The sequence below is a fragment of the Curtobacterium sp. Leaf154 genome, from assembly GCF_001424595.1.
In the GTDB taxonomy this organism is placed as follows: Bacteria; Actinomycetota; Actinomycetes; order Actinomycetales; family Microbacteriaceae; genus Curtobacterium; species Curtobacterium poinsettiae.
This window is the reverse complement of sequence record NZ_LMOS01000007.1, coordinates 188,035-213,537: the sequence shown is the minus strand read 5'-3', so window position 1 is coordinate 213,537 and position 25,503 is coordinate 188,035. Positions and strand designations below refer to the sequence as shown.

Sequence of the window (25,503 nt, the reverse complement as noted above, 5' to 3'; positions counted from 1 at the left end):
CCCCGTATGCAGATGCTCCGCACCACGCTCGCCGCAGCCGCGTCGACCCTCGTCGCGCTCGGCCTGGTCGTCGCGCCCGTCACCACCGACCACGCCTCGGCCGCCACGGTCTCCGCACCGAAGAGCCACGTCGCCGACCCGGCCGCCGCCGACGCGGGGAAGGCGACCATCTCGATCGCCCCCGCGAACCGGGGGATCGTCCAGCGCGACCAGGACCTCACCCTGTCGGTCACCGTCACGAACGACACCGACGCAGCCCTGCCGGCGGGCACCGCGGAGTTCGACATCTTCCGCTCGGTGAGCACCCGGGACGTCCTGGCGAGCTGGCTCAACGACACCACCACAACCGGTTACCTCGGCGCCCCGATGGACTCTGTGGACATCCCGGCGGTCCCGGCGCACCGTTCGGTCACGATCGACTCGGTCGACATCGTCTCCGGCAACGTGGCACTCGGCGGGTACTCGTCGTTCGGTGCCCGGCGCATCGCGGCGGAGTACACGGCGGGTGACGCCTTCGCCGTCGACCGGTCCGCGATCACCTGGTACCCGGACTTCGAGCAGGCTCCGGTCAGCGTGTCCGTCGCGATGCCCGTCACGGTGCCGAAGTCCACCGACGGCATCCTCAGCGCTGCCGTGCTGGCCGCCGCGACCTCGGTGGACGGCACCCTCACGCAGCAGCTCGACGCGGCCGAAGACCACAACGTCGCCGTGGCCGTCGACCCCCGGATCATCGCCTCGATCCGGATCCTCGGCGAGAACGCCCCCTCGAGCGCGGTCAGCTGGCTCCAACGCCTGCAGGCCATGCGCAACGAGACCTTCGCGTTGCCCTACGCCGACGCGGACGTGACCGGGCTCCGGCAGGCCGGGTCCGACGGCATCCTGTCGCCGATCTCCCTCGACGAGTCCGTCAAGGCCGAGAACTTCCCCGGCGCCGAGACCCCGGCGCCGACGCCGAGCGCCACCCCGGGGCAGACCTCGTCACCGGCGCCCGCCCAGGCCCCGGACGACGCCACGACCGACCCGGGTACCGACCAGGCGCAGGAGACCCTGCCCACCACGGAGTCCCTGCTCGACTTCCCCTACTCGATGGACCCGATCGCCTGGCCGACCGACGGCACGGTGTCCTCCGACGACCTCCCCGCACTCCGGCGAGCCGGTACCAAGACCACCATCGTCTCGAGCGGCAACACCTCGGCCGGCGCGGACACCACGATCGCCGCGTCCGAGAAGATCGGCGGCGACCACGTGCTCGTCTCCGACCAGTCGATGTCGTCGATGCTCCGCCGCGCAGCGACCGCCCCCGACCGCCAGAGCTGGTCGTCGACGATGTCCGAGCTCACCGCGACCCTGGCCACCTCGGCCCGTGAAGGCTCGGCGACGGGCCCGATCCTGCTCACCCTGGGTCGCGAGTGGCCGTCCGACTCCACGCGGCTCAGCCAGGCGCTGGACGCGCTCGAGGGCACCCCGTGGGTCGCTCCCGCCGACCTCTCCACCGCCTCGGACGCCACACCCGGGTCGCTGACGCTCGCCAGCGCGTCCACCGGCGATTCCCGCATCGACCAGCTCCAGAAGCTCGTGCGGGGGGAGCAGGGCCTCACCGCGTTCGCGACGATCCTCGGCGACCCGAACCAGCTGACGGCCCCGGCACGGCTCCGCCTGCTCGCCCTCGCCTCGAACGCCTGGCGCGATGACGACCAGGGTCTCGCAGCCGCGGTGGAGGCCCGAGCGGCCGCGTGGGCGAAGAGCACGACCGAGGTCGGCATCGTCGACTCGAGCAGTCTCACCCTGCTCGGCGACCGGTCGTCGCTGCCGGTGTCCATCCGGAACAGCTCCGACTACCCGGTCACGGTGCACCTGTCCGTGCAGCCGTCCAACTCGGCGCTCCGGGTCGTCCGGAACGACATCGTCGTCGAGATCCAGCCGGACTCCTCCACCCGTGCCACCGTCCCGGTGCAGTCGGTCGCGAACGGCACGGTCGAGCTGACGATGTCGCTCTCGAGTCCGACCGGTGTCGCCGTCGCCCAGCCCGCCACGGTCGAGCTCAACGTGCAGGCGCAGTGGGAGACCGTCATCACCGCGGTCGCTGCGATCGCCCTGATCGGCATCTTCGGCTTCGGCATCTTCCGCAGCATCCGCAAGCGCATCCGGCGCCGCAACGGCGAACTCGACGACGAGGACGACGACGACCCGAACCGCCCCCTGGCGGTCCAGCCGACGGTCGGGGGCGCGCAGGCGACGACGACCCGGCCCGGAGGCACGGATCACCCCTCCGGAGCAGCAACCGCACCCAGCGTGGCCGCGTCCACGGCCGCTGCGGCCGCAGGAACGCCGGCCGCCACGTCGACCACGGCGCCGGCCGCGGCGGTGGACCACGGCCCCCTGCAGGACGCCATCGCGCGCGCCGGGGCCGAGCCGCGCCTCCCGTCCGACGGCGCACGCACCACCGTCGCGGACGACCGCGACGCCGAGGAGCCGACCATCAGCGCCAGCCAGCCCCAGCCCGACGTCGACGCCGAGCCGGTCGCCGAGCGCAGTCTCGGCCGGGCGAGCGCGATGCTCGCAGCGGGCACGATGGTGAGCCGGATCCTCGGCTTCGCGAAGACGTTCGTGCTCGCGTACGCGATCGGGCAGAACGCGAGCCCCTCGGCCAACGCCTTCGCGGTCGCGAACCAGCTGCCGAACAACATCTACGCGCTCATCGCCGGCGGTCTGCTGTCCGCCGTGCTCATCCCGCAGATCGTCCGCGCGATGAAGACCGGCACGGACGGCGGCCAGGCGTACGTCAACAAGATCGTGACGCTCGGTGGATCCGTGTTCGTCGTCATCGCGATCGTGGCGACGGTGTTCGCACCGTTGCTGGTCCGGTTCTACACGAGCTCATCGGTCGGCTCCGGGCCCGAGGCGACCGACCTCGCCGTCGCCTTCGCGTTCTGGTGCCTGCCGCAGATCCTCTTCTACGCGATGTACTCGCTGCTCGGCGAGGTCCTCAACGCGAAGCAGGTCTTCGGGCCGTTCACGTGGGCGCCGCTGCTCAACAACGTCATCGCCATCGGCGGCCTCGTCGTGTTCATCGCCCTGTACGGCACCAGCGGCAGCCAGCTCGACCAGTGGACGCCGGCGAAGATCGCACTCCTGGCCGGCAGCGCATCGCTCGGTGTCTTCGCCCAGGCAGCGTTCCTGCCGTTCTTCTGGAAGCGCGCCGGCCTGTCGTTCCGCCCCGACTTCCGGTGGCGCGGCGTGGGCCTCAAGTCCACGGGGACCGCTGCCGGCTGGCTCTTCGCGATGATCCTCGTCACCCAGATCGCCGGCATCGTGCAGTCGCAGGTCGCGTGGCTCGGACGGGACGACGGTCCGGGCAACGCCGTGCTCGGAAACGCCTGGCTGATCTTCATGCTCCCGCACTCGATCATCACGGTGTCCATCGCGACGGCGTACTTCACCCGGATGAGCCACGACGCCGAGCGCGGTGACCTCGACGCGGTCCGCCGCAACCTGTCGCTGTCCCTGCGCATCGTCGGGCTGTTCACCGTCTTCGCCTCGGTGGCACTGATCGTCGTCGCGGTCCCGTTCGGCCGCCTGTACGAGGGCACGTTCGAGAGCGCCCTGCAGGTCGGTGCCGTGCTCGTCGCCTACATGCCGGGTCTCGTCCTGTTCAGCATGCTGTTCGTCATCCAGCGCGTCTTCTGGGCGATGCACGACCACCGCACCCCGTTCCTCATGCAGTGCATCCAGTCGGTGCTCTTCGTCATCGGGGCCCTGGCGGTCTCGACGTTCCCGACCTCGGTCATCGGCATCGGTGTCGCCGCCTGCACCACGATCGCCGGATCGGCGCAGACGATCGTCGCGCTCGTGGTCGTCCGCAAGCGGCTGGGGCACATCGAGGGGCCGGTGATCACCCGGTCGCACGTCCAGTTCGTCATCGCGGCGCTGATCTCCGGCGTCGTCGGGCTCCTCGTCGTGAACTTCTTCGGTGCCTTCTCGGAGTCCGGGTTCGCGATGTCCGACCGCACCGGGGCCCTCATCACGATCGTCCTCACCGGCGCCGCGATGGTCGCCGTGTACTTCGGAGCCCTGGTCGTCGCGAAGAACGGCGAGATCGGCAACGCCGTCCGGATGCTCCGCAGCAAGCTCGGCCGCTGATCCCAGCCGGTCACCGCACGCTCACGGGCCGTGCGGAATGCCACGCCGGTACGATGGGTTGACCCGGTCAGACGCAACGGAAGGGCAATCAGGCATGCGCCAGCTCATCATCATCGGTTCCGGTCCGGCCGGGTTCACCGCCGGCATCTACGCAGCGCGCGCAGAGCTCAAGCCGCTCATCGTCGCCTCCAGTGTCGAGACGGGCGGTGAACTCACCAAGACGACCGAGGTCGAGAACTTCCCCGGCTTCCCCGAGGGGATCCAGGGCCCCGACCTCATGATCAAGATGCAGGAGCAGGCCGAGAAGTTCGGTGCCGAGGTCCTGTACGACGACGCCGTCTCCGTCGACCTGACCGGCAAGGTCAAGAAGGTCACCGTCGGCTCGGGCGAGACGTACGAGGCCCTCGCGGTCATCTACGCCACCGGCTCGGCGTACCGCCACCTCGGTCTCCCCGACGAAGAGCGCCTGTCCGGCCACGGTGTCTCGTGGTGCGCGACCTGCGACGGCTTCTTCTTCCGCCAGAAGAACATCGCTGTCGTCGGCGGTGGCGACTCCGCGATGGAAGAGGCGACGTTCCTCACCCGCTTCGCCGACAAGGTGACGGTCATCCACCGCAAGGACTCGCTGCGTGCGTCGAAGATCATGCAGGACCGCGCGATGAACGACCCGAAGATCGAGTTCGCGTGGAACAAGGCGGTCACCGGCATCACGGGTGACTCCGCGGTCGAGGGCGTCACCCTCACGGACACCGTGACGGGTGAGGAGTCCGAGCTCGCACTGGACGGCCTGTTCATCGCGATCGGCAACGACCCGCGCACGCACCTGATCCACGGCCAGATCGACATCGCGCCCGAGGGCACGATCGCTGTCCAGGGCCGCTCGTCGAAGACCAACCTGCCGGGTGTCTTCGCCGCCGGTGACGTCATCGACCCGACCTACCGCCAGGCCATCACGGCCGCCGGTTCGGGTACGGTCGCCGCGCTCGACGCCGAGAAGTACCTCGCCGAGCTCGACGACGAACTGACGAACGAGGCCGAGGGTGTCGGTCCGACCGAACCCGCCATGGTCGACGTCATCGCCTCCCGGGCCTGAGCAGTCTCGGAATACCACGACGGCATCGCCGTTGTACCCCCTGAACGACTTCTCGAAGGAGCACACATGTCCAACGCCAAGGCTGTCACCGACGCCACCTTCTCGGACGAGGTCCTCAAGTCCGACAAGACGATCCTCGTCGACTTCTGGGCCGAGTGGTGTGGCCCGTGTCGCGCCGTCTCGCCGATCCTCGACCAGATCGCCGAAGAGCACGCCGGCAAGATCGAGATCGTGAAGCTCAACGTGGACGACAACCCCCAGTCGGCCATGAACTACCAGATCACGTCGATCCCGGCGATGAAGGTCTTCAAGGGTGGCGAGGTCGTCAAGACCGTCATCGGCGCCAAGCCGAAGCCCGCGCTCGAGGCCGACCTCGCCGAGTTCCTCGCGTAGGTCGCCCCGCACGAACGGCCCCGCTCTCCCCGGAGAGCGGGGCCGTTCTCGTCCGGAGCCACCGGATGCCGATCGGCCCCGTCGCGGAACCCGGGTTCCCCGGGCCGATGTCGTAGTGTGGCGGGAATGTCCCACTGAACGGAGCACTCGATGACGAACGGCAACAGCCTCGACCCCTGGTACGACTCCTACGCCCAGCGCACCGCCGGGCTGAGCGCCTCCGAGGTCCGAGCCCTGTTCGCCGTCGCCTCGCGCCCCGAAGTCGTCTCGCTGGCCGGCGGCATGCCGTTCGTCTCCGCGCTCCCCAGGGAGCTCGTCACGGGCTCTCTGGACCGTGTCATGAACGAGCACGCCGCCATGGCGCTCCAGTACGGCGGGGGACAGGGCCTGCGTTCCCTCCGCGAGCACATCGTGGACGTCATGAGCCTCGAGGGCATCCGTGCCAGCGCCGAGGACGTCGTGGTCACCACGGGCTCACAGCACGCGCTCGACCTCGTCACGCGGCTGTTCATCGATCCGGGCGACGTCGTGCTCGCCGAGTCGCCGTCCTACGTCGGTGCGATCGGTGTCTTCCGGTCGTACCAGGCCGAGACGGTGCACGTGACGACCGACGCGCTCGGGTTGGTCCCCGAGGCGCTGCGTGAGGCGATCGCGAACCTCCGCACCCAGGGCAAGCGCATCAAGTTCCTCTACACGATCCCGAACTTCCACAACCCGGCCGGCGTCACGATGAGCCGAGAGCGACGCATCGAGGTGCTCGACATCTGCCGGTCGAACAACATCCTCGTGCTCGAGGACAACCCCTACGGACTCCTCTGGTTCGACGAGCCGGCACCCCAGGCCATCCGCTCGATCGACGAAGAGGGCGTCGTGTACCTCGGCTCCTTCTCCAAGACGCTCGCGCCCGGGTTCCGCGTCGGCTGGGCACTCGCGCCGCACGCGATCCGCGAGAAGCTCGTGCTCGCCAACGAGTCGGCCGTCCTCGCGCCCAACTCCTTCGGCCAGTACGTCGTGAACGCCTACCTCGACGCCGCGGACTGGAAGGGTCAGGTCGACACCTTCCGGGGCATCTACGCCGAGCGACGTGACGCCATGCTGTCCGCGCTGGGGGAGTTCCTGCCCGACCTGTCCTGGACCAAGCCGAACGGTGGTTTCTTCGTCTGGCTGACGCTGCCGGAGTCGCTCGACTCCAAGAGCATGCTGCCGCGTGCCGTCAAGGAGCTCGTCGCCTACACACCGGGGACGGCGTTCTACGCCGACGGACGTGGCGGTGGACACATCCGCCTGTCGTTCTGCTACCCGACGCCGGAGCAGATCCGCGTCGGCGTCAAGCGGTTGGCGAACGTCGTCAACGACGAGCTCGAACTCATCGAGACCTTCGGGCCGACCACGCGCCCCAACACGGTGGTCCGAGCGACGTCATCCGTCAGCGCGCCGCCGCCGAACATCTCCTGATCAGCACTTTTGCGCGACGCTGATCGCACAGCACCGCAGTTCCACACCGGAGGACCCCGCATGGCCGAGCTCACCCGTCGTCACGTCGTCGTCGTCGCCGGAGGCATCTCGCACGAGCGGGACGTCTCCCTGCGATCCGGTCGGCGGGTCGCCGACTCACTGACCGGCTACGGCTGGCAGGTCGATCTCCGCGACGCCGACGCGCTCCTGTTGCCCGCCCTCGCGGAGTCCCGCCCGGACGTCGTGTGGCCGGCACTGCACGGCGCCTCCGGTGAAGACGGGGCCCTGCGGGGCATCCTGGAGGCCGTGGACATCCCGTTCGTCGGCTCGCGTTCGACCTCGGCTCGGCTGGCATGGGACAAGCCCACGGCGTCCGCACTGGTCGCCCGCGCCGGCGTCCGGACCCCTCGTTCGGTGACGCTGTCCCACGACGTCTTCCGTGAGCTCGGCGCTGTCGGCGTCCTCGAGTCGATCGCCACCGAGCACCCGGTGCCACTCGCCGTGAAGCCCGCACGTGGCGGGAGCGCCCAGGGCGTGACCCTCGTCGACGACGTCAACGACCTGCCACGCGCCATGGTCACTGCCTACACGTACTGCGACGACGTCGTGGTCGAGCAGCTCATCCGCGGGACCGAGGTGGCCGTGGGGATCATCGACACCGGCGACGGCCCGGTCGCCCTCTCCGCCGTCGAGATCGTGCCCCGCAACGGTATCTACGGCTTCGAGGCTCGCTACAACGCGGGGGAGACGACCTTCTACACGCCGGCGCGGCTGTCAGAGGAGTTCGCAGCAGCAGCGGAAGCGGCAGCAGTCGCCGCGCACACGGCCTTGGGACTCCGTCACCTGTCGCGCGTTGACCTGATCATCGACGGCGCCGGAACACCGTGGTTCCTCGAGGCCAACGTACTCCCCGGGCTCACGGAGACGTCTTTGCTGCCGCAAGCGCTCTCGGCGTCGGGCTTCGACCTCGGTTGGACCTACGCCGAGCTCGCCGAGCAGGCCATCCGGGACCACCGCGCCTGATCAGTGTCGCGCGATGTTCCACGTGGAACACCGCGCGCTCGGGACCACGCTGGCGTGATTGACGGGCTTCGATGTTCCACGTGGAACGTCGCACTGCTCGTCCGGCCGATCTCATCGACGGATCACAACGGTTGGCGCGTCGTCCTCGTTCCACCGGAACAGCACCAAGTGCCACAGGCCGGGGCTCGTCCGAGACGGATCGATGAGTCCGTCGGCGCCGATCTCGAGCAAGCGATCGCGCACCTGCCACGACCCGGGCGTCCCACCGGCGGCGGCGATGTCCTGCCATGGAGCAACAGCGTCCTGCAGGTCGATGCCGATCGAATCGAGCGTGCCTGGATCACGCAGGTCGACGATTCGTGCAGCGTCGACATCGATCGCGACGATCTCCAACGTCTCCGCACGGACGTCCCTGTGCGCGACCATCGCAGCTTCGACTCCTTCGACCGACGCACTGAGGTACAACGTCGGCTCATCGGCCCTGGAATACCGGCCCACGGAGCGCGATCCCGCGATCGCGAACTCTCGGAACCTCGGATCCACGGCGCGGAAGAACGTTCCCCGGATCGCTGGCGTGAAGGGCGAGCCGCTGGTGGTCACCACACCACCATCTCAGCTGAGGCCGATCGCGTCCGCCAACGGCGCAGCATCGTGCGGAGCGCTGCGTTGCCGCCAGAGCGTGCCGCAGGAGTCGCGCGTCCGTGGAACCCCGGCTCGGGCGTCCCAGAGGCTCACAGCGCCCCACAGCGCCGCGTGAGGCCTGCTTCAGCTCTCGAGGTCCCGCACGCCGAGCTCGGCGAGGATCCGGTTGAGATCGTCACCGTTCGCGAAGTCGATGGTGACCGAGCTCTTCCGGGCGCCGACCGCGATCTTCACCCGGGTGTTCAACCGGTCACCGAGCCGCTCTGCGAGGTCGTCGAAGTGCGCCTGACGTTTCGACGGCTCGGACTTCGGCTTCGTCTGCGGGGTCTTCGAGGCGAGTTGCTGCGCGATCGCCTCAGCCGCCCGGACCGAGAGGTCTTCGTTGACGATCTTCTCTGCCAGGTACTCCATCGCCTCTGCGTCCGGCGCAGCGAGGATGGCACGGGCGTGCCCGGCAGAGAGGACACCTGCGGCGACTCGGCGCTGGACGGGGGAGGGGAGGCGCAGGAGCCGAATGGTGTTGGTGATCTGCGGTCGAGACCGTCCGATGCGCTGACCGAGCTGCTCCTGCGTGATGCCGAAGTCCGCGAGGAGCTGCTGGTAGGCAGACGCTTCTTCGAGGGGGTTGAGCTGTGCCCGGTGGAGGTTCTCGAGCAATGCATCCCGGAGCATCGCGTCGTCAGGGGTGTCCTTCACGATCGCAGGGATCGTGCTCAGCCCGAGTTCTTTGGTGGCCCGCAGACGACGCTCACCCATGATGAGCTCGTACTGCGGGTCCGTCCCCGTCGCGCCGGCGATGGGACGCACGACGATGGGCTGTAGCACGCCGATCTCGCGGATGGAGTGAACGAGCTCCTGGAGCTCCTCTTCGCGGAACTCCTTCCGCGGCTGCTGCGCGTTGGGGATCACGTCGAGCGGGTTGAGGTTCGCCAGACGGGCGCCCGGCACTGCCACGAGATCGTCCGCCGTCGGCGCGGAGGCGGGGGAGCCGCCGGTCGGGAAGAACACATCCACGGGACGGTCCTGCTGGTCCGTCGCTGTGGGGATCAGGGCGCCGATGCCTCGGCCGAGCCCGGTTCGCTTCGGTGCCATCAGTGCTTTGCTCCTCGTGCTGCGATCTCGGCGGCCGCTTCCAGGTAGGACAGCGACCCGGTGGAGTTCACGTCGTACGCGACGACGCTCTGCCCGTAGCTGGGTGCCTCGCTCACTCGGACGGAGCGGGGGATCATCGCCTTGAGTACCTGGTCACCGAAGTGCTCCCGGACGTCGTTCGCCACCTGGTTCGCCAAGTTCGTGCGGCTGTCGTACATCGTGAGGAGGATCGTGGACACCCGGAGGTTCGGATTGAGGTGGCGCTCGATCAGCTCGATGTTCCGCAGGAGCTGGCTCAGCCCTTCGAGCGCGTAGTACTCGCACTGGATCGGGATCAGGACCTCTTGTGCCGCGACGAACGCGTTGATCGTCAGCAGACCGAGCGACGGCGGGCAGTCGATGAAGACGTAGTGGTACGGCTCGTCGAGCGATTGCAGGTACATGTCGAGCGCGGTCCGCAGGCGCTGCTCACGTGCAACGAGGGAGACGAGCTCGATCTCTGCACCGGCGAGGTGGATCGTTGCCGGCACACACCAGAGCGTGTCCGACTCGGGGGAGGCCTGGACAGTGTCGGCCATCGGTGCCTCATCGACGATGACGTCGTAGATGCTCGCGACCTCGGCCTGGTGATCGACGCCGAGTGCGGTCGACGCATTGCCCTGCGGGTCGAGGTCGATCACGAGCACTCGAGCGCCACCGTGGGCGAGTCCCGCTGCGAGGTTGACCGTCGATGTCGTCTTGCCGACGCCACCCTTCTGGTTCGAGACCGTGATGATCCGCGTCTCAGCAGGCAGCGGGAACTGCTGCGTCGCAATCGCGCGGCGGCGACGGTTGAGGTCGGCGATCTCGCGAGCGAGCGGTGTCGACGCGTCGTAGTCGGTCGATGAACTCAACGAGTGCCTCTTCCCCGGTTCGATGTTTCACGTGGAACGCGGAGCCACTGGCGGCCGGATGACCCGGCCCGAGCCGCAGCGTCAGTCAACTGTAGCCCGGAAGACGCGAGTGGTCTCGTCGACCACACCGTCTCCGAGCTCGAGCACCTCGACGTCGGAGAGGCGCTTCCGGAGGATCACCTTGCGGGCCTTCTCGATCTCCTCGTCGACACGCGCACCCTTCATCAGGATGAGCTGGCCACCGGACCGAACCAAGGGCACGGTCAGGGGGATCAGCTTCGAGAGCGCGCTGACGGCCCGAGCGGTGACCTGGTCAACGACCACTTCGTCAGCGACGTCCTCTGCACGGCCACGGAGCACCGTCACGTTCTGCAGGCCGAGGCGGTCGGCCTCACCGCGGAGCCAATCCGTCCGGCGCTCCATCGGCTCGATGAGCACGAACTCGACGTCGGGGCGGGCGATGGCGAGCACGAGGCCCGGCAGTCCTGCGCCGGAACCGACGTCCGCAACCCGGCCACGCGCCTCCAGGAGGGGCGCCAGCAACGCAGAATTGAGGATGTGTCGAGTCCACAGCCGGGGGAGCTCGAGCGGGCCGATCAGGCCCAGCTCCTCACCTCGTCGCGCCAGCTCGTCCGTGAACGACCGCGCCACCTCGATCTGGTCGCCGAACAGCGTCACGGCGGCAGCAGGCTCGGTTTCGAGCACCGGTGCGGCCGTGGGTGCCACTGGCTCGTCCGTCATCGGGTGACGACCGTGTGGCGGTCCCGACCCTCACCCTCGGACTCCGAGTGGAAGCCCTTCTCAGCGACCAGGTCGTGGACGAGCTTGCGCTCGTACGACGACATCGGGGGGAGTGCTGCCGTCGACGAACCGGCTTCGATCCGCTCGACCGCGGTGTCGACGAGACGCTGGAGTTCCTCGGCACGGGCGTCGCGCGAGCCGCCGACGTCGAGGATGAGTCGGCTGAACTCGCCGGTCTCCGCCTGCACCGCGATGCGAGTGAGTTCCTGCAGTGCGGTCACCGTGTCGGGCTTCGAGAGGACACGAAGTGCCTCTCCGTCGTCGGTGACCGACAGGTACACGCGACCGCCGCGTTCCTCGATCTCGATGTCGCCATCGAGATCACAGATGTCGAGGAGTTCCTCGATGTAGTCCGCTGCGATGTCCGCTTCGTCGCGGACGTCTTCGGTCTCGGTGTCCGTCGTATCGACGGCGGCCGCGGTGTCCTGCTCGGTCACTTACTTCTTCCCGTTCTTCTTCTGGCGCTGCTTGCCGACCGGCTGCTGACGCTGGGTGGTGACGCGCACGGGCTCGATCTCCGTCGCGCCGACGCCGGCGCCGGCCTCGGCGAGGACCGGAGTGGCGGTCCCGCGACGCTGGGCCTTCTTGGCCAGGCGGGCTTCACGAGCCAGAGCAGCTTCGGAACCCGGGGTCGGCATGCTGCGGATGACGAAGTACTGCTGCGCCATCGTCCAGAGGTTCGAGGCGAGCCAGTAGAACATGACGCCGAGGGGGAAGCTGAGGCCCGAGATCACGAAGACCAGCGGGAGGATGTACAGCATCATCTTCTGCTGGCGGTACATCGGAGACTCCTTGGTCTCCGGCGACATGTTCTTGGCGACGAGCTGCAGCTGCGTGATGAACTGCGACGCGGTCATGACGACGATCATGAAGCCGGCGATCGCGCGGACCTCCCAGCCGGAGGCGTTCGTGAACGTCTCGTGCAGCGGAGCGCCGAACAGCGCCGCGTTGCCGAACGAGGCCGCGAGGTCGTTCGTCAGCAGGCCGATGCCGGTCTTGTTGATCTGCGCTTCGTGCAGCACGGAGTACAGCGAGAAGAAGATCGGCATCTGCAGGAGCAGCGGCAGGCAGGAGCTGAGCGGGTTGGTCCCGGTCTCCTTGTAGAGCGCCATCGTCTCGCGGCTCATGGCCTCGCGCGAGAACTGGTCCTTCTTGCCCTTGTACTTGTCCTGGATCTTCTTCAGCTGCGGCGCGACCTCGAGCATGCGACGCTGCGACTTGATCTGCCGGACGAAGATCGGGATCAACGCGGCGCGGACGACGAACGTCAGGAAGATGATCGAGAGCACCCACGTGATGCCCGCGCTCGGGTCCATCCCGATGCTCTCGAAGATCCAGTGGAAGCCGACGAGGATGGCCGAGACCACCCATTTGAGCGGCCAGAGGATCGTTCCGATGATGTCCATGGGGACGGCTACGCCTTTCGAGTGCGCTGGGGGAGCAGGACCGGCCGGGCCGTTCCGACCGCGGGGTGCGGCTGCTGCGGGATCGGCGCGAGGACGAACCCGAACCGGTTGACGACGAACGGGTGACGACGTTCCTTGACGTCGTCGATGCCGCCGGCAGCCCAGGGGTTGCAGCGGGCGATGCGCCAGGCGCCCATGGCGGATCCGCGCACGACGCCGTACTGCTGGATCGCGTCGAGGGCGTACCGGGAGCACGACGGGTGGTAGCGGCAGACGTTGCCGTACAGCGGGGAGATCACCGCACGGTAGGCCCGGAGCACGACGACGCACGCGTTGCGTGGGAGCAACGCGATGACCCAGGCCAGCCGGGTCCACAGAGTGCGGTTCATGCTGCCTTCTCCACCCCGCGCGCGAAGGAGCGCGTGACGTCTTCGAGCAGGGTAGGCCATCCGGCCTGCGATGCGGCTGGCAGTACACGGACCACCACGTCGAACCCTTCTGGGCACTCGACGAGCAGGTCGTGCGCGATCGCCTTGAGCCGCCGCCTGATCAGGTTCCGGGTCACGGCGTTGCCCACCGTCTTCGCGACGATGAAGCCGAAGCGTGTCGGTCCGTCGCGGTCGGCCGGTTGGCGGACCACGGACACGACGACGTGCGCCGTGGCGCTCTTGCGACCACGACGCACGACGTTCCGGTAGTCGTCCCCGCGCACGATGCGGTTGGCGCTGGCCAACACTGCGACGCCGGGGTCAGACCGAGGACCGGATCAGGCGGATGAGCCTGATCAGGCCGAGAGCTCGGTGCGGCCCTTGGCGCGACGCGCCGACAGGATGGCGCGGCCGGCACGCGTCCGCATGCGGAGGCGGAAGCCGTGCTTCTTGGCGCGGCGACGGTTGTTCGGCTGGAAGGTGCGCTTGCTCATGATGTTCTCCACACGGCTGCTCGCGGCGAGCCGTCACGTATGTGTAGTCGTCCGGGTGCGGACGACGCAGATGGGCGCGACCAAAGGGCCGCAGTCAACTGGTTAACGGTACGTGACAGCGGCGGGCAGGTCAAACCCCGCGCGGACAGGTGGTGCCGTCACACCCGTGGCTGGTGTCGCTCGAGCCCATTCTCCACATTGGGGACAACTTCCGTTCGGTGGGACTCGGTCCGGTCCTTTACAGTGGTGTGATCGATCGCCTCGAAGGCCCGGTACGACAGGGAAGTACTCCTGTCGGACGACTCGGAGCGGTCGTGGACAACACTGTGGACAACCCTGTGGGAACCTCCGTGGCAACGAGGCTTCGGAGAACTTTCCGGAGCCACCGACGATCCGCCGGAGACGACCCTGTCCCGAGTGCGGTCGCCGAGGACGCCACGGCATGTCCGACCCCGCGGGACGCACTCTCGTCCGGCAGCGAACGCACGACACGACCCCTGGAGACGAGCGCGACATGACGATGCCGGCCGACCCCGTCGAGGACCTCTGGTCATCCGTACTCCGAATCCTCGCCGAGGACCCCCGCATCACGCCGCAGCTCCACGGGTTCCTGAACCTGGTCGAGCCGAAGGGCGTGCTCGCCGGCACCCTGTACCTCGAGGTCCCGAACGACCTGACCCGCGGCATGCTCGAGCAGCGAATCCGCATCCCGATCACCGAGGCCGTCGCACGCATCGGCGACGACTCGGTCGCGAACTTCGCGATCACGGTCAACCCGGACATGGCGTCGGAGCCGCGGGTGGACCCCAACGTGCCGGAGTACGCCGAACCCGTGCAGGAAGCCGTCGAGCAGAGTGCCGCGCCGCGTCAGTACATCGAGGCGCCGTTCGTCCCGAGCCAGATCGACTCTCCCGGCACCAGCGGGCGCCCGGAGTCGCGGCTCAACCCGAAGTACAACTTCGACAACTTCGTCATCGGCTCGTCGAACCGGTTCGCCCACGCCGCAGCCGTCGCCGTCGCCGAGGCACCGGCCAAGGCCTACAACCCCCTCTTCATCTACGGGGACTCCGGACTGGGCAAGACCCACCTGCTCCACGCCATCGGGCACTACGCCGAGAGCCTCTACCCGGGGATCCGCGTCCGCTACGTGTCGAGCGAGGAGTTCACCAACGACTTCATCAACTCGATCGCGAACAACCGGTCGAACCAGTTCCAGCAGCGCTACCGCGACATCGACATCCTGCTGATCGACGACATCCAGTTCCTGCAGGGGAAGGACTCCACCCAGGAGGCCTTCTTCCACACCTTCAACACGCTGCACGACCACAACAAGCAGGTCGTCATCACGTCGGACGTGGCGCCGAAGCACCTGACCGGGTTCGAGGACCGGATGCGGTCGCGCTTCGAGTGGGGTCTGATCACCGACGTCCAGGCGCCCGAGCTCGAGACGCGCATCGCGATCCTCCGCAAGAAGGCGCAGTCCGACCATCTGCAGGTGCCCGACGACATCCTCGAGTTCATGGCGTCGAAGGTGTCGAGCAACATCCGCGAGCTCGAGGGCACCCTGATCCGGGTCACCGCGTTCGCGAGCCTGAACCGGACGGCCGTCGACATGGCGCTGGTGCAGACGGTGCTCAAGGACCTGATCACCCTCGACGAGGACAACGTCGTCGCGCCGACGGACATCATCAACCACACCGCGGAGTACTTCAAGCTCTCCGTCGACGACCTCTACGGCTCGTCCCGCTCCCAGGCGATCGCCACGGCACGACAGATCGCGATGTACCTGTGCCGTGAGCTGACGAGCCTGTCCCTGCCCAAGATCGGGCAACTGTTCGGCAACCGCGACCACACCACGGTCATGTACGCGAACAAGAAGATCACCGAGCTGATGAAGGAGCGTCGGTCGATCTACAACCAGGTCACCGAGCTCACCAGCCGCATCAAACAGGACCGCCGCTACCGCTGAGATCGGCGGGTTCCCGGACCCATCCACCATCTGAGACGGTTCCATGGGCCGGAGTTCTCACAGTGTGGATAGCCTGTGGATAACTGTGGAGGACACGCCGCCCGGTTGTACACAGGTGAGGGGTCGCCTGTGGAGACTGGGGATGGAAGTGGATAGATGAGATTCATTCATCCCGTTAACGCTCACACACCGCTCACAAGTCACAAGCGTGTAGTTCCCTACTCCGGACCGGGATGCACAGGGTTATCCACAGTGTGCACAGGCGTTAACACCATTACTCCTGGTTAACGATCAATCTCCGCGGGACAACCTTGTGGACGGCGGGATGACAAGAAATCCGGCGCTCCTCCGCCTGTGCCAGAATGGGGCGGCCGGACAGTCCAAGCCGATCGACAGGGGTTCCAGCTGTGAAGTTCGAGGTCAACCGGGACGTCTTCTCCGAAGCCGTCTCCTTCGCAGTGAAGCTCCTCCCGCAGCGCACGACCCTGCCGATCCTGTCGGGCGTCCTGATCCACGCCGATGGCGATCGCCTGACGCTCTCGTCGTTCGACTACGAGGTCTCGGCGCAGACGTCGATCTCGGCGCAGATCGACGAACCGGGCACCGTCCTGGTCTCCGGCCGGCTGCTGAACGACATCGCGAGCCGGCTGCCGAACGCCCCGGTGTCCTTCACCACCGAGGACGCGAAGATCTCGGTCACCTGCGGTTCGGCACACTTCACGCTGCTGTCCATGCCGGTCGAGGAGTACCCGACGCTGCCGGAGATCGGTCCGCAGACGGGTGTCATCCCGGGCGACGCGTTCTCCGAAGCCGTGTCCCAGGTCGCCGTCGCCGCCAGCCGTGACGACGTCACCCCGGTGATCACGGGCGTGCAGCTCGAGGTCGGCGACAACGACCTGTCCCTCATCGCGACCGACCGCTACCGTGTCGCCGTCCGCACGATCGCGTGGGACTCCGGCCGAGTCGGCTCGGACCCCCTGCACGCACTGGTCCCGGCCCGCACCCTGCAGGAGGTCGGCCGCACGTTCGGTTCGGCGTCGACGGTGTCGGTGTCGATCAGCGGCAACTCGGACCGCGAGCTCATCGCCTTCCACGCCGACGACAAGACCGTGACGTCGCTGCTCATCAAGGGCAACTACCCGCCGGTCCGCCGGCTCTTCCCCGAGACCGTCAACGACCACGCGGTGATCAACACCGCTGAGCTGGTCGAAGCGGTCCGACGGGTCTCCCTCGTCCTGGAGCGCGAAGCCGCGCTCCGGTTCTCCTTCACGGTCGACGGGCTCACGCTCGAGGCGATCGGATCCGAACAAGCGCAGGCGTCAGAGTCGATCAGTGCGTTGTTGACCGGCGAGGAAACGGTGGTCTCGTTGAAGCCCGCCTTCCTCCTGGACGGGCTGAACGCGGTGCACTCCGAGTTCGTCCGCATCTCCTTCACCAAGACGGAGAACCCCAACAAGCCGGGCCCGGTGCTGATCACCGGCCAGACTTCGCAAGAGGCCGCAGCGACCGATGGATACCGGTACCTGCTGCAGCCCAACCTGCTGCTGCGATAGGCGCAACAGGCAACCTGCGCTGGCGCACACCACCGGCAGCATCAGCGCGACGACGAACAGAAGAGGAAATCATGCACATCGGTCTTGTCGGCCTCGGTCGCATGGGCAACAACATGCGTGCCCGTCTCCGCAACGCAGGGATCGAGGTCACCGGGTACGACGCCAACCCCGCCGTCTCCGACGTCGCTGACCTCGGCGCCCTCGCCGCTGCCCTCCCGGAGGGCAAGCGCCTCGTGTGGGTCATGGTCCCGCACGGCAAGATCACCGACGACGTGATCACTGACCTGGCCGGTGTCCTCGGCGAGGGCGACCTGGTCATCGACGGTGGCAACTCGAAGTGGCTGGACGACACCAAGCACGCCGAGCAGCTCGGTGCGCGCGGCATCCGCTACATGGACGCCGGCGTCTCCGGTGGTGTCTGGGGCAAGGACAACGGCTACGGCCTGATGGTCGGCGGTGACGCTGCGGACGTCGAGTTCGCGATGCCGGTCTTCGACGCCCTGCGCCCCGAGGGCCCCCGCGAAGAAGGCTTCTCGCACGCCGGCCCGATCGGCGCCGGCCACTACGCGAAGATGGTCCATAACGGCATCGAGTACGCGATCATGCAGGCGTACGGCGAGGGCTACGAGCTCCTCGAAGCCAAGGACCTGATCACCGACGTCCCCGCCGTGTTCGCCGGGTGGCAGCGCGGAACGGTCGTCCGTTCCTGGCTGCTCGACCTCATGGTCCTCGCCCTGAACGAAGACCCGAAGCTCGACGAGCTCGAGGGCTACGTCGAGGACTCGGGCGAGGGTCGCTGGACGCTGGAAGAGGGCATCGAGCTCGCCGTGCCGATGCCGGCGCTCTCGGCGTCGATCTTCGCGCGCTTCGTCTCGCGCCAGGGCAGTGCCTCGCCGACGATGAAGGCCGTCGCGGCGCTCCGCAACCAGTTCGGCGGTCACGCCGTCAAGAAGTCCTAGGACTTCCCGGGGGAACCCGGCCTCGGCCCGCGTGCACGTCGACCATCTCCAACTGACCGACTTCCGGAACTACCGGGAGGCGGACGTCGCCCTCGCACGCGGGCCGAACGTGTTCGTCGGACGCAACGGACAGGGCAAGACCAACCTGGTCGAGGCGATCGGGTACCTCTCCACCCTCGGCTCGCACCGCGTCCCCACCGACGCAGCGCTCGTCCGCCAGGGTTGTGACGCCGCGATCGTCCGGGCTCGACTCGCGCACGAAGACCGCAGCATCCTCGCCGAGGTGCAGATCAACCGCACCGGTGCGAACCGTGCGCAGGTGAACCGTTCGGCGATCAAGCCGCGGGAGCTGCCGCGCTACTGCACGTCGGTGCTCTTCGCACCGGAGGACCTCGCCCTGGTGCGGGGCGAGCCGGCCGGGCGACGCCGGATGCTCGACGAGCTGCTCGGTCAGATCGCGCCGCGGATGCAGGGTGTGCTCGCCGACTACGACCGCACGCTCCGGCAGCGGAACACGCTGCTGAAGTCGGCCCGCGCCACGGGTGCGAAGGCCAACGCCCTGTCGACGCTCGACGTCTGGGACGACCGCCTCGTGGGGCTCGGTGCCGAGATCGTCGCGGCCCGCGACCACCTGACCCGACGCCTCGCCCCCTTCGTGGCCGAGGCCTACGCCACCGTCGCCGGCGAGCACCACGACGCCTCGATCACGGGGGTCCTGTCGATCCGCGGTGGCGACCCGGAGTCCGCGGCGGCCACCGACCCCGTGCTCGGGACACCTGACGAACCGGTCACCGTGGCGTCGGCGGCCGAGGCGTTCGCGGCAGCGCTCGAACGACGTCGGCGGGACGAACTCGACCGCGGACTCACCCTCGTCGGACCGCACCGGGACGACGTGCTGTTCCAACTGAACGGGTTACCGGCCCGCGGCTACGCGAGTCACGGCGAATCCTGGTCCTTCGCGCTGGCGATACAGCTCGCGAGCGCGTCCATCCTGCGCGCGGAGTCGAACCTGGGCGACCCGATCATCATCCTCGACGACGTGTTCGCCGAGCTCGACGAATCGCGACGGGAACGGCTGGCGAACGCGGTCGCCGACTACGAGCAGGTGCTCATCACGGCAGCGGTGTTCGGTGACGTGCCCCCGAAGCTGGCGGCGCACACGGTGCGGATCGAAGCGGGCACGATCGTGACCGACGAGGCGGACGCGACCCGCGCCTCCAGTCCGGCGACGGACCGGACGGGCGCGACGGAGCCGGCGGACGCCGACACCACGGCGGGCGCCGACAGCAAGACCGACGACGACCCCACCCCCGCCGGAGCCGACGCCTGATGCCGAAGCCCCGCAAGCCCACCGAACCCTCGCAGGTGTACCGGCACCTGCGCGCCGTGTTCGGCGACCCGTCCAAGCGCGGCACCGATGCCCGCCGCCGACGCGCTCGCGAGTTCGACGCCGACACCGTGCCGTACGGGCGCGGCCGTGAGCCGAAGGGCCTCGCCGACATCGTCGGGTCGCTCGCCCACGAGCTCGGGTGGACCGAACCACTCGCCCGCTCCGAGCTCTTCGTGGACTGGCCGAGCGTCGTCGGCGAGGAGCTGGCGAAGCACTCCCGCCCGGTGACCATCGACGACGGCGCACTCGTCATCCGGTGCGACTCGACGGCCTGGGCGACCCAGCTCCGACTGATGCGCGCGACGGTCACGACCACCATCGCGGAACGGCACCCGGAAGCAGGGGTCGAGTCGATCAGGGTTTCCGGCCCGGACGCCCCCACCTGGAAACGCGGCCCCAGGACGGTCCAGGGGCGCGGTCCTCGCGACACCTACGGTTGAGGCGACGAAATCATCCTGGAGTGCCAGAAAAGCCCGTCTGTGGGGCAGATGAGCCCTCGAAAGAGGGGGCTCTGCGGTAGACTGGGAGGTGCAGTGCGCGGGCGTTCCGCGCGCAGGCAGGAGCACGCTCGACATGGCATCAGAATCTGAAGACGACCCGCAGAACCCGCTCGAAGCGGAGACCCCGCAGAGCGAACCGTCCTACGGCGCAGACCAGATTCAGGTGCTCGAGGGGCTCGAGGCGGTCCGCAAGCGTCCCGGTATGTACATCGGTTCGACCGGTCCCCGCGGTCTGCACCACCTGGTCCAGGAGATCGTCGACAACTCGGTCGACGAAGCCCTCGCCGGGTACTGCGACACCATCGACGTGAGCATCCGTGAAGACGGTGGCGTCCGGGTGGTCGACAACGGCCGTGGCATCCCGGTCGACGTCCACGCGGCCGAGGGGGTCTCCACCCTGCAGGTCGTCCTCACCGTCCTGCACGCCGGCGGCAAGTTCGGCGGTGGCGGCTACGCCGTCTCCGGTGGTCTGCACGGCGTCGGTTCGTCCGTCGTGAACGCGCTGAGCTCCGAGCTCGACGTCGAGGTCCGTCGGCAGGGCCACGTCTGGCGTCAGAGCTACACCGACGGTGTCCCAGTGGCCCCCGTCTCGAAGGACGAACCGGCCGACGAGACCGGGACGACGATCACGTTCTGGCCGAACGCCGAGATCTTCGAGTCCGTCGTCTTCGACTACGAGACCCTGCGCACGCGCTTCCAGCAGATGGCCTTCCTGAACAAGGGTCTGCGGATCAACCTGCGCGACGAGCGCGCCCCCGAAGAAGGGGAAGAAGCTCGCAACGACACCTTCATGTACGAGCGTGGGCTCGCCGACTACGTCGAGTTCATCAACGCGCAGAAGAAGGCCGACCTCGTCCACCCCGACGTCATCGGCTTCGAGTCCGAGGACCCGGACCGCAAGATCGCGCTCGAGGTCGCGATGCAGTGGAACACCTCGTACCAGGAGAGCGTCCACACCTTCGCGAACACGATCAACACGCACGAAGGCGGGACCCACGAAGAGGGCTTCCGCGCCGCGCTCACGACCCTCGTCAACCGCTACGCGCGTGAGGCGAAGATCATCAAGGAGAAGGACGACAACCTGACGGGTGACGACATCCGCGAAGGGCTCACCGCCGTCATCTCCGTGAAGCTCGGCGAGCCGCAGTTCGAGGGGCAGACGAAGACCAAGCTCGGCAACACCGAGGCGAAGTCGTTCGTGCAGCGCGTCGTCGGCACCGAGCTGACCCACTGGTTCGAGAGCAACCCGACGCAGGCACGCGACGTCGTCCGCAAGGCGATCCAGGCGTCGCAGGCTCGGCTCGCGGCCCGCAAGGCGCGCGAGACCACCCGTCGCAAGGGGCTGCTCGAGTCGGGCGGCATGCCCGGCAAGCTCAAGGACTGCCAGTCGAAGGACCCGACCCTGTCGGAGATCTTCATGGTCGAGGGCGACTCGGCCGGTGGTTCCGCCGTGCAGGGCCGCAACCCGATGACCCAGGCGATCCTGCCGCTGCGCGGCAAGATCCTGAACGTCGAGAAGGCCAGGCTCGACCGTGCCCTCGCCAACCAGGAGATCCAGTCGATGATCACGGCGTTCGGCGCCGGCATCGGTGAGGACTTCGACCCGGACAAGGCCCGGTACCACAAGATCGTGCTGATGGCCGATGCCGACGTCGACGGCCAGCACATCACGACGCTGCTGCTCACGCTGCTGTTCCGCTACATGCGTCCGCTCATCGAGCGTGGGTACGTGTACCTCGCGCAGCCGCCGCTGTACCGCCTGAAGTGGTCGAACTCGGCGCACGAGTACGTGTTCAGCGACCGGGAGCGCGACGCCCTGATGCAGGCCGGCCTCGCCGCCGGCAAGCGCATCCCGAAGGACAACGGGATCCAGCGCTACAAGGGCCTCGGCGAGATGGACTACAAGGAGCTCTGGGACACCACGATGAACCCGGACACCCGCACGCTCCTGCAGGTCACGCTGGAGGACGCAGCCGCGGTCGACAGCACCTTCTCGACGCTGATGGGTGAGGACGTCGACGCACGTCGCCAGTTCATCCAGCAGAACGCCAAGGACGTCCGCTTCCTCGACATCTAACGGCCAGGAGGCGCGGTGTGAGCCGCGTCGACCAGTCCTGACCACCTGTGGTCGCGCCCGGCGCGACCAACGGAACCACAGCCTCCAGGCTGTCCAGAAAGGGAACGAAGCCACATGGCTGACGACAACGAGAACGGCGCCGACGAGCAGCCCGAGATCGTCCACGGCGACAGCGGGGACATCGTCGTCTCCGGTGACCGCATCTCGCAGGTCGACCTGCAGCTCGAGATGCAGCGCTCGTACCTCGACTACGCGATGTCGGTCATCGTCGGTCGTGCCCTGCCGGAGGTCCGCGACGGCCTCAAGCCGGTGCACCGCCGTGTGATCTACGCGATGTTCGACGGCGGGTACCGCCCGGACCGTGCGTTCTCGAAGTGCTCCCGTGTCGTCGGTGACGTCATGGGCCAGTTCCACCCGCACGGTGACTCGGCGATCTACGACGCCCTCGTCCGCCTGGTGCAGCCGTGGTCGCTCCGGTACCCGCTCGCGCTCGGCCAGGGCAACTTCGGTTCGCCGGGCAACGACGGCGCCGCCGCCCCGCGGTACACCGAGACGAAGATGGCGCCGCTCGCGCTCGAGATGGTCCGCGACATCGACGAGGACACCGTCGACTTCCAGGACAACTACGACGGCCGCACCCAGGAGCCGGCGATCCTGCCCGCCCGGTTCCCGAACCTGCTCGTCAACGGCTCGGTCGGCATCGCGGTCGGCATGGCCACGAACATCCCGCCGCACAACCTGCGTGAGGTCGCCGAGGGGGCCAAGTGGGCGCTCGACAACCCCGACGCCACCCGTGAAGAGCTGCTCGCCGCGCTCATGCAGCGCATCAAGGGCCCGGACTTCCCGACCGGTGCACAGGTGCTCGGCACCAAGGGCATCCAGGACGCCTACCGCACCGGCCGTGGCTCGATCACGATGCGTGCCGTGGTCTCGGTGGAGGAGATCCAGGGTCGCACCTGCCTCGTCGTCACCGAGCTGCCGTACCAGGTCAACCCCGACAACCTGGCGATCAAGATCGCCGAGCTCGTCAAGGACGGCAAGCTCGCCGGTGTCGCCGACATCCGCGACGAGACCTCCGGTCGGACCGGGCAGCGCCTGGTCATCGTGCTGAAGCGCGACGCCGTCGCCAAGGTCGTGCTGAACAACCTGTACAAGCACACCCAGCTGCAGGAGAACTTCGGCGCGAACATGCTCGCGATCGTCGACGGCGTGCCCCGCACCCTGCCGCTCGACGGCTTCATCTCGGCGTGGGTCGCCCACCAGGTCGACGTCATCGTGCGCCGCACGCAGTACCGGCTGCGTGAGGCCGAGAAGCGCGCCCACATCCTGCGCGGGTACCTGGCTGCGCTCGACGCCCTCGACGAGGTCATCGCGCTCATCCGTCGTTCGCCCGACGTCGAAGAGGCCCGCACCGGCCTGATGGACCTGCTGTCCGTCGACGAGATCCAGGCGCGCGCGATCCTCGAGCTGCAGCTCCGTCGCCTCGCGGCCCTGGAGCGCCAGAAGATCCACGACGAGGCCGAAGAACTCGAGCGCAAGATCGCCGACTTCCAGGACATCCTGGCGTCGGAGAGCCGTCAGCGCTCGATCATCCGCGACGAGCTCAGCGAGATCGTCGACCGCTTCGGCGACGACCGCCGCACCGAGATCATGTTCGGCTACGACGGCGACATGTCGATGGAAGACCTGATCCCCGAAGAGGAGATGGTCGTCACCATCACCCGCGGCGGGTACGTCAAGCGCACGCGGAGCGACCAGTACCGCTCGCAGCACCGCGGTGGCCGAGGTGTCCGTGGGGCCCAGCTCCGCGCCGACGACATCGTCGAGCACTTCTTCGTCACGACGACGCACCACTGGCTCCTGTTCCTCACCGACCAGGGACGGGTCTACCGCGCCAAGGCGTACGAGCTGCAGGAGGCCGGCCGTGACGCGAAGGGCCAGCACGTCGCGAACCTGCTGGCGATGCAGCCCGACGAGCAGATCCAGCAGGTGCTCGACATCCGCGACTACGAGGTCGCCCAGTACCTCGTCCTCGCGACCGAGCACGGCCTGGTGAAGAAGACCGCGCTGACCGAGTACGACACGAACCGCACCGGCGGCATCATCGCGATCAACCTGCGCGACGGCGACAAGCTCCGCCAGGCGCTGCTCGTCGACGAGCACGACGACCTGCTGCTGGTGTCCCGCCAGGGCATGTCGCTCCGCTTCACGGCGACGAACGACACCCTGCGTCCGATGGGTCGATCGACCTCGGGTGTGAAGGGCATGTCCTTCCGCGACGGTGACTCGCTGCTCGCGGCTCGGGTCGTCTCCGACGACGGGTTCGTCTGGGTGATGACCGAGGGTGGCTACGCCAAGCGCACCGCAGTCGACCAGTACCGCGTGCAGGGCCGTGGCGGTCTGGGCATCAAGGTGGCCAAGTTGGCGCTCGACCGAGGCGATCTTGTGGGCGCTCTCATCGTCGGCGAGGACGACGAAGTGCTCGTCGTGCTGCAATCGGGCAAGGTGGTAAGGTCTGCCGTGGCCGAGGTCCCTGCCAAGGGCCGTGACACGATGGGCGTCGTCTTCGCGAGGTTCGCGGAGAACGACCGGATCATCGCGGTGGCCCGGAACACCGAGCGGAACCTGGACGACCAGGACGACGCCGAGATCGAGCCCGCGGGCCCGGTGGAGACGGTCAGCCCTGCCGAAGCGGCCCCGGATTCCACTGATCCCATCGACACCGAGCCCGTCGCAGACGAGGCCGGAGAGGACCAGTCAAGCAATGAGTAGTGTCGCCGAGAAGCTCCAGAAGAAGGCGAAGCGACCCGTCGGCACCCGCCAGGTGCGGTTGCGACTGGTCTACGTCGACTTCTGGTCGATGGTGAAGCTGAGCTTCCTCATCGCCCTGGCCGGCAGCATCGTGATCGTGGTCGCCACGGCACTGGTGTGGGTCATCCTGAACCAGACGGGTGTGTTCACCCAGATCGACGCCCTGCTGAAGGACGTCACCGGTCAGAACAGTTACTCGATCATGGACCAGTTCTCGCTGGGCCAGGTCCTCGGGTTCTCCATCGTCGTGGGCATCCTCAACGTGGTCGTCGGCACCGTGCTCGGCGCCATCGTGAGCGTGCTCTACAACCTCAGTGTGCGGATCACGGGCGGGCTGCTCGTGGGCTTCACGAACAACTGACACACCCGGCCGGATGAGGCCGA

22 protein-coding genes are annotated in these 25,503 nt (G+C 68.0%); 13 read left to right on the top strand and 9 right to left on the bottom strand.

Translation table 11 applies throughout. From position 1 onward, the window contains the following. The first annotated feature begins 6 nt into the window (after positions 1-6). The 5 genes from ASF75_RS18175 to ASF75_RS15070 all read left to right on the top strand — a co-directional run bounded on the left by ASF75_RS18175 (position 7) and on the right by ASF75_RS15070 (position 8,104). Positions 7-4,140, top strand: coding sequence for a DUF6049 family protein (locus ASF75_RS18175; RefSeq protein ID WP_235517704.1), 4,134 nt, complete (start codon positions 7-9; stop codon positions 4,138-4,140). Positions 4,141-4,234: 94 nt separating this feature from the next. Next, on the top strand, positions 4,235-5,233 hold the full coding sequence (gene trxB / locus ASF75_RS15085; RefSeq protein WP_017887829.1) for a thioredoxin-disulfide reductase: 999 nt from the start codon (positions 4,235-4,237) through the stop codon (positions 5,231-5,233). 66 nt (positions 5,234-5,299) lie between these two features. Then, on the top strand, positions 5,300-5,626 hold the full coding sequence (gene trxA / locus ASF75_RS15080) for a thioredoxin (RefSeq protein ID WP_017887828.1): 327 nt from the start codon (positions 5,300-5,302) through the stop codon (positions 5,624-5,626). 150 nt (positions 5,627-5,776) lie between these two features. Continuing rightward, positions 5,777-7,081: a PLP-dependent aminotransferase family protein gene (locus tag ASF75_RS15075; protein ID WP_056072704.1), complete on the top strand. Its 1,305-nt coding sequence runs from the start codon at positions 5,777-5,779 to the stop codon at positions 7,079-7,081. A 60-nt stretch (positions 7,082-7,141) separates the two neighbouring features. After that, positions 7,142-8,104: a D-alanine--D-alanine ligase gene (locus ASF75_RS15070; RefSeq protein ID WP_042539973.1), complete on the top strand. Its 963-nt coding sequence runs from the start codon at positions 7,142-7,144 to the stop codon at positions 8,102-8,104. A 111-nt stretch (positions 8,105-8,215) separates the two neighbouring features. Here ASF75_RS15070 and ASF75_RS15065 read toward each other — a convergent pair whose 3' ends face one another. The 9 genes from ASF75_RS15065 to rpmH form a co-directional block, all read right to left on the bottom strand. Then, positions 8,216-8,704: an RES family NAD+ phosphorylase gene (locus tag ASF75_RS15065; protein WP_056072741.1), complete on the bottom strand. Its 489-nt coding sequence runs from the start codon at positions 8,702-8,704 to the stop codon at positions 8,216-8,218. Between the two features lie 165 nt (positions 8,705-8,869). Further along, complete coding sequence (locus ASF75_RS15060) at positions 8,870-9,838, bottom strand: ParB/RepB/Spo0J family partition protein (RefSeq protein WP_017887824.1); 969 nt, start codon at positions 9,836-9,838, stop codon at positions 8,870-8,872. Continuing rightward, complete coding sequence (locus ASF75_RS15055) at positions 9,838-10,731, bottom strand: ParA family protein (protein WP_017887823.1); 894 nt, start codon at positions 10,729-10,731, stop codon at positions 9,838-9,840. The genes ASF75_RS15060 and ASF75_RS15055 overlap by 1 nt, the downstream gene beginning before the upstream one ends. An 81-nt stretch (positions 10,732-10,812) precedes the next feature. Then, complete coding sequence (gene rsmG / locus ASF75_RS15050; protein ID WP_042539979.1) at positions 10,813-11,472, bottom strand: 16S rRNA (guanine(527)-N(7))-methyltransferase RsmG; 660 nt, start codon at positions 11,470-11,472, stop codon at positions 10,813-10,815. Next, positions 11,469-11,969 (bottom strand): protein jag, encoded by a 501-nt coding sequence (locus tag ASF75_RS15045; protein ID WP_056072701.1) that lies wholly within the window; start codon positions 11,967-11,969, stop codon positions 11,469-11,471. The genes rsmG and ASF75_RS15045 overlap by 4 nt, the downstream gene beginning before the upstream one ends. Next, on the bottom strand, positions 11,970-12,938 hold the full coding sequence (gene yidC / locus ASF75_RS15040; protein ID WP_017887820.1) for a membrane protein insertase YidC: 969 nt from the start codon (positions 12,936-12,938) through the stop codon (positions 11,970-11,972). A gap of 8 nt (positions 12,939-12,946) precedes the next feature. After that, positions 12,947-13,327: a membrane protein insertion efficiency factor YidD gene (gene yidD, locus ASF75_RS15035; protein WP_017887819.1), complete on the bottom strand. Its 381-nt coding sequence runs from the start codon at positions 13,325-13,327 to the stop codon at positions 12,947-12,949. Continuing rightward, positions 13,324-13,674 (bottom strand): ribonuclease P protein component, encoded by a 351-nt coding sequence (rnpA, locus tag ASF75_RS15030; RefSeq protein ID WP_017887818.1) that lies wholly within the window; start codon positions 13,672-13,674, stop codon positions 13,324-13,326. Before rnpA ends, yidD begins: the two co-directional genes overlap by 4 nt. 48 nt (positions 13,675-13,722) lie before the next feature. After that, positions 13,723-13,860, bottom strand: a complete 138-nt coding sequence (gene rpmH, locus ASF75_RS15025; RefSeq protein WP_022889115.1) for a 50S ribosomal protein L34 — start codon at positions 13,858-13,860, stop codon at positions 13,723-13,725. 514 nt (positions 13,861-14,374) lie between these two features. On the opposite strand from rpmH, the gene dnaA reads away from it, so the two are divergent. From dnaA to ASF75_RS14985, 8 genes are all read left to right on the top strand, one after another. Continuing rightward, positions 14,375-15,829, top strand: a complete 1,455-nt coding sequence (gene dnaA / locus ASF75_RS15020) for a chromosomal replication initiator protein DnaA (protein ID WP_017887816.1) — start codon at positions 14,375-14,377, stop codon at positions 15,827-15,829. Between the two features lie 407 nt (positions 15,830-16,236). After that, positions 16,237-17,382 (top strand): DNA polymerase III subunit beta, encoded by a 1,146-nt coding sequence (gene dnaN, locus ASF75_RS15015; protein ID WP_017887815.1) that lies wholly within the window; start codon positions 16,237-16,239, stop codon positions 17,380-17,382. A 71-nt stretch (positions 17,383-17,453) separates the two neighbouring features. Further along, complete coding sequence (gene gnd / locus ASF75_RS15010) at positions 17,454-18,341, top strand: phosphogluconate dehydrogenase (NAD(+)-dependent, decarboxylating) (RefSeq protein WP_017887814.1); 888 nt, start codon at positions 17,454-17,456, stop codon at positions 18,339-18,341. 31 nt (positions 18,342-18,372) lie between these two features. After that, positions 18,373-19,671 carry a DNA replication/repair protein RecF gene (recF, locus tag ASF75_RS15005; protein ID WP_056072699.1) on the top strand — a complete coding sequence of 433 codons (1,299 nt, stop codon included), beginning with the start codon at positions 18,373-18,375 and terminating at the stop codon, positions 19,669-19,671. Beyond that, positions 19,671-20,171: a DUF721 domain-containing protein gene (locus ASF75_RS15000; protein WP_017887812.1), complete on the top strand. Its 501-nt coding sequence runs from the start codon at positions 19,671-19,673 to the stop codon at positions 20,169-20,171. The genes recF and ASF75_RS15000 overlap by 1 nt, the downstream gene beginning before the upstream one ends. Before the next feature lie 133 nt (positions 20,172-20,304). Further along, on the top strand, positions 20,305-22,308 hold the full coding sequence (gene gyrB / locus ASF75_RS14995) for a DNA topoisomerase (ATP-hydrolyzing) subunit B (protein ID WP_017887811.1): 2,004 nt from the start codon (positions 20,305-20,307) through the stop codon (positions 22,306-22,308). 114 nt (positions 22,309-22,422) lie between these two features. Further along, positions 22,423-25,080: a DNA gyrase subunit A gene (gene gyrA / locus ASF75_RS14990; RefSeq protein WP_017887810.1), complete on the top strand. Its 2,658-nt coding sequence runs from the start codon at positions 22,423-22,425 to the stop codon at positions 25,078-25,080. Then, on the top strand, positions 25,073-25,480 hold the full coding sequence (locus tag ASF75_RS14985; RefSeq protein ID WP_017887809.1) for a DUF3566 domain-containing protein: 408 nt from the start codon (positions 25,073-25,075) through the stop codon (positions 25,478-25,480). Before gyrA ends, ASF75_RS14985 begins: the two co-directional genes overlap by 8 nt. Positions 25,481-25,503: the final 23 nt, after the last annotated feature.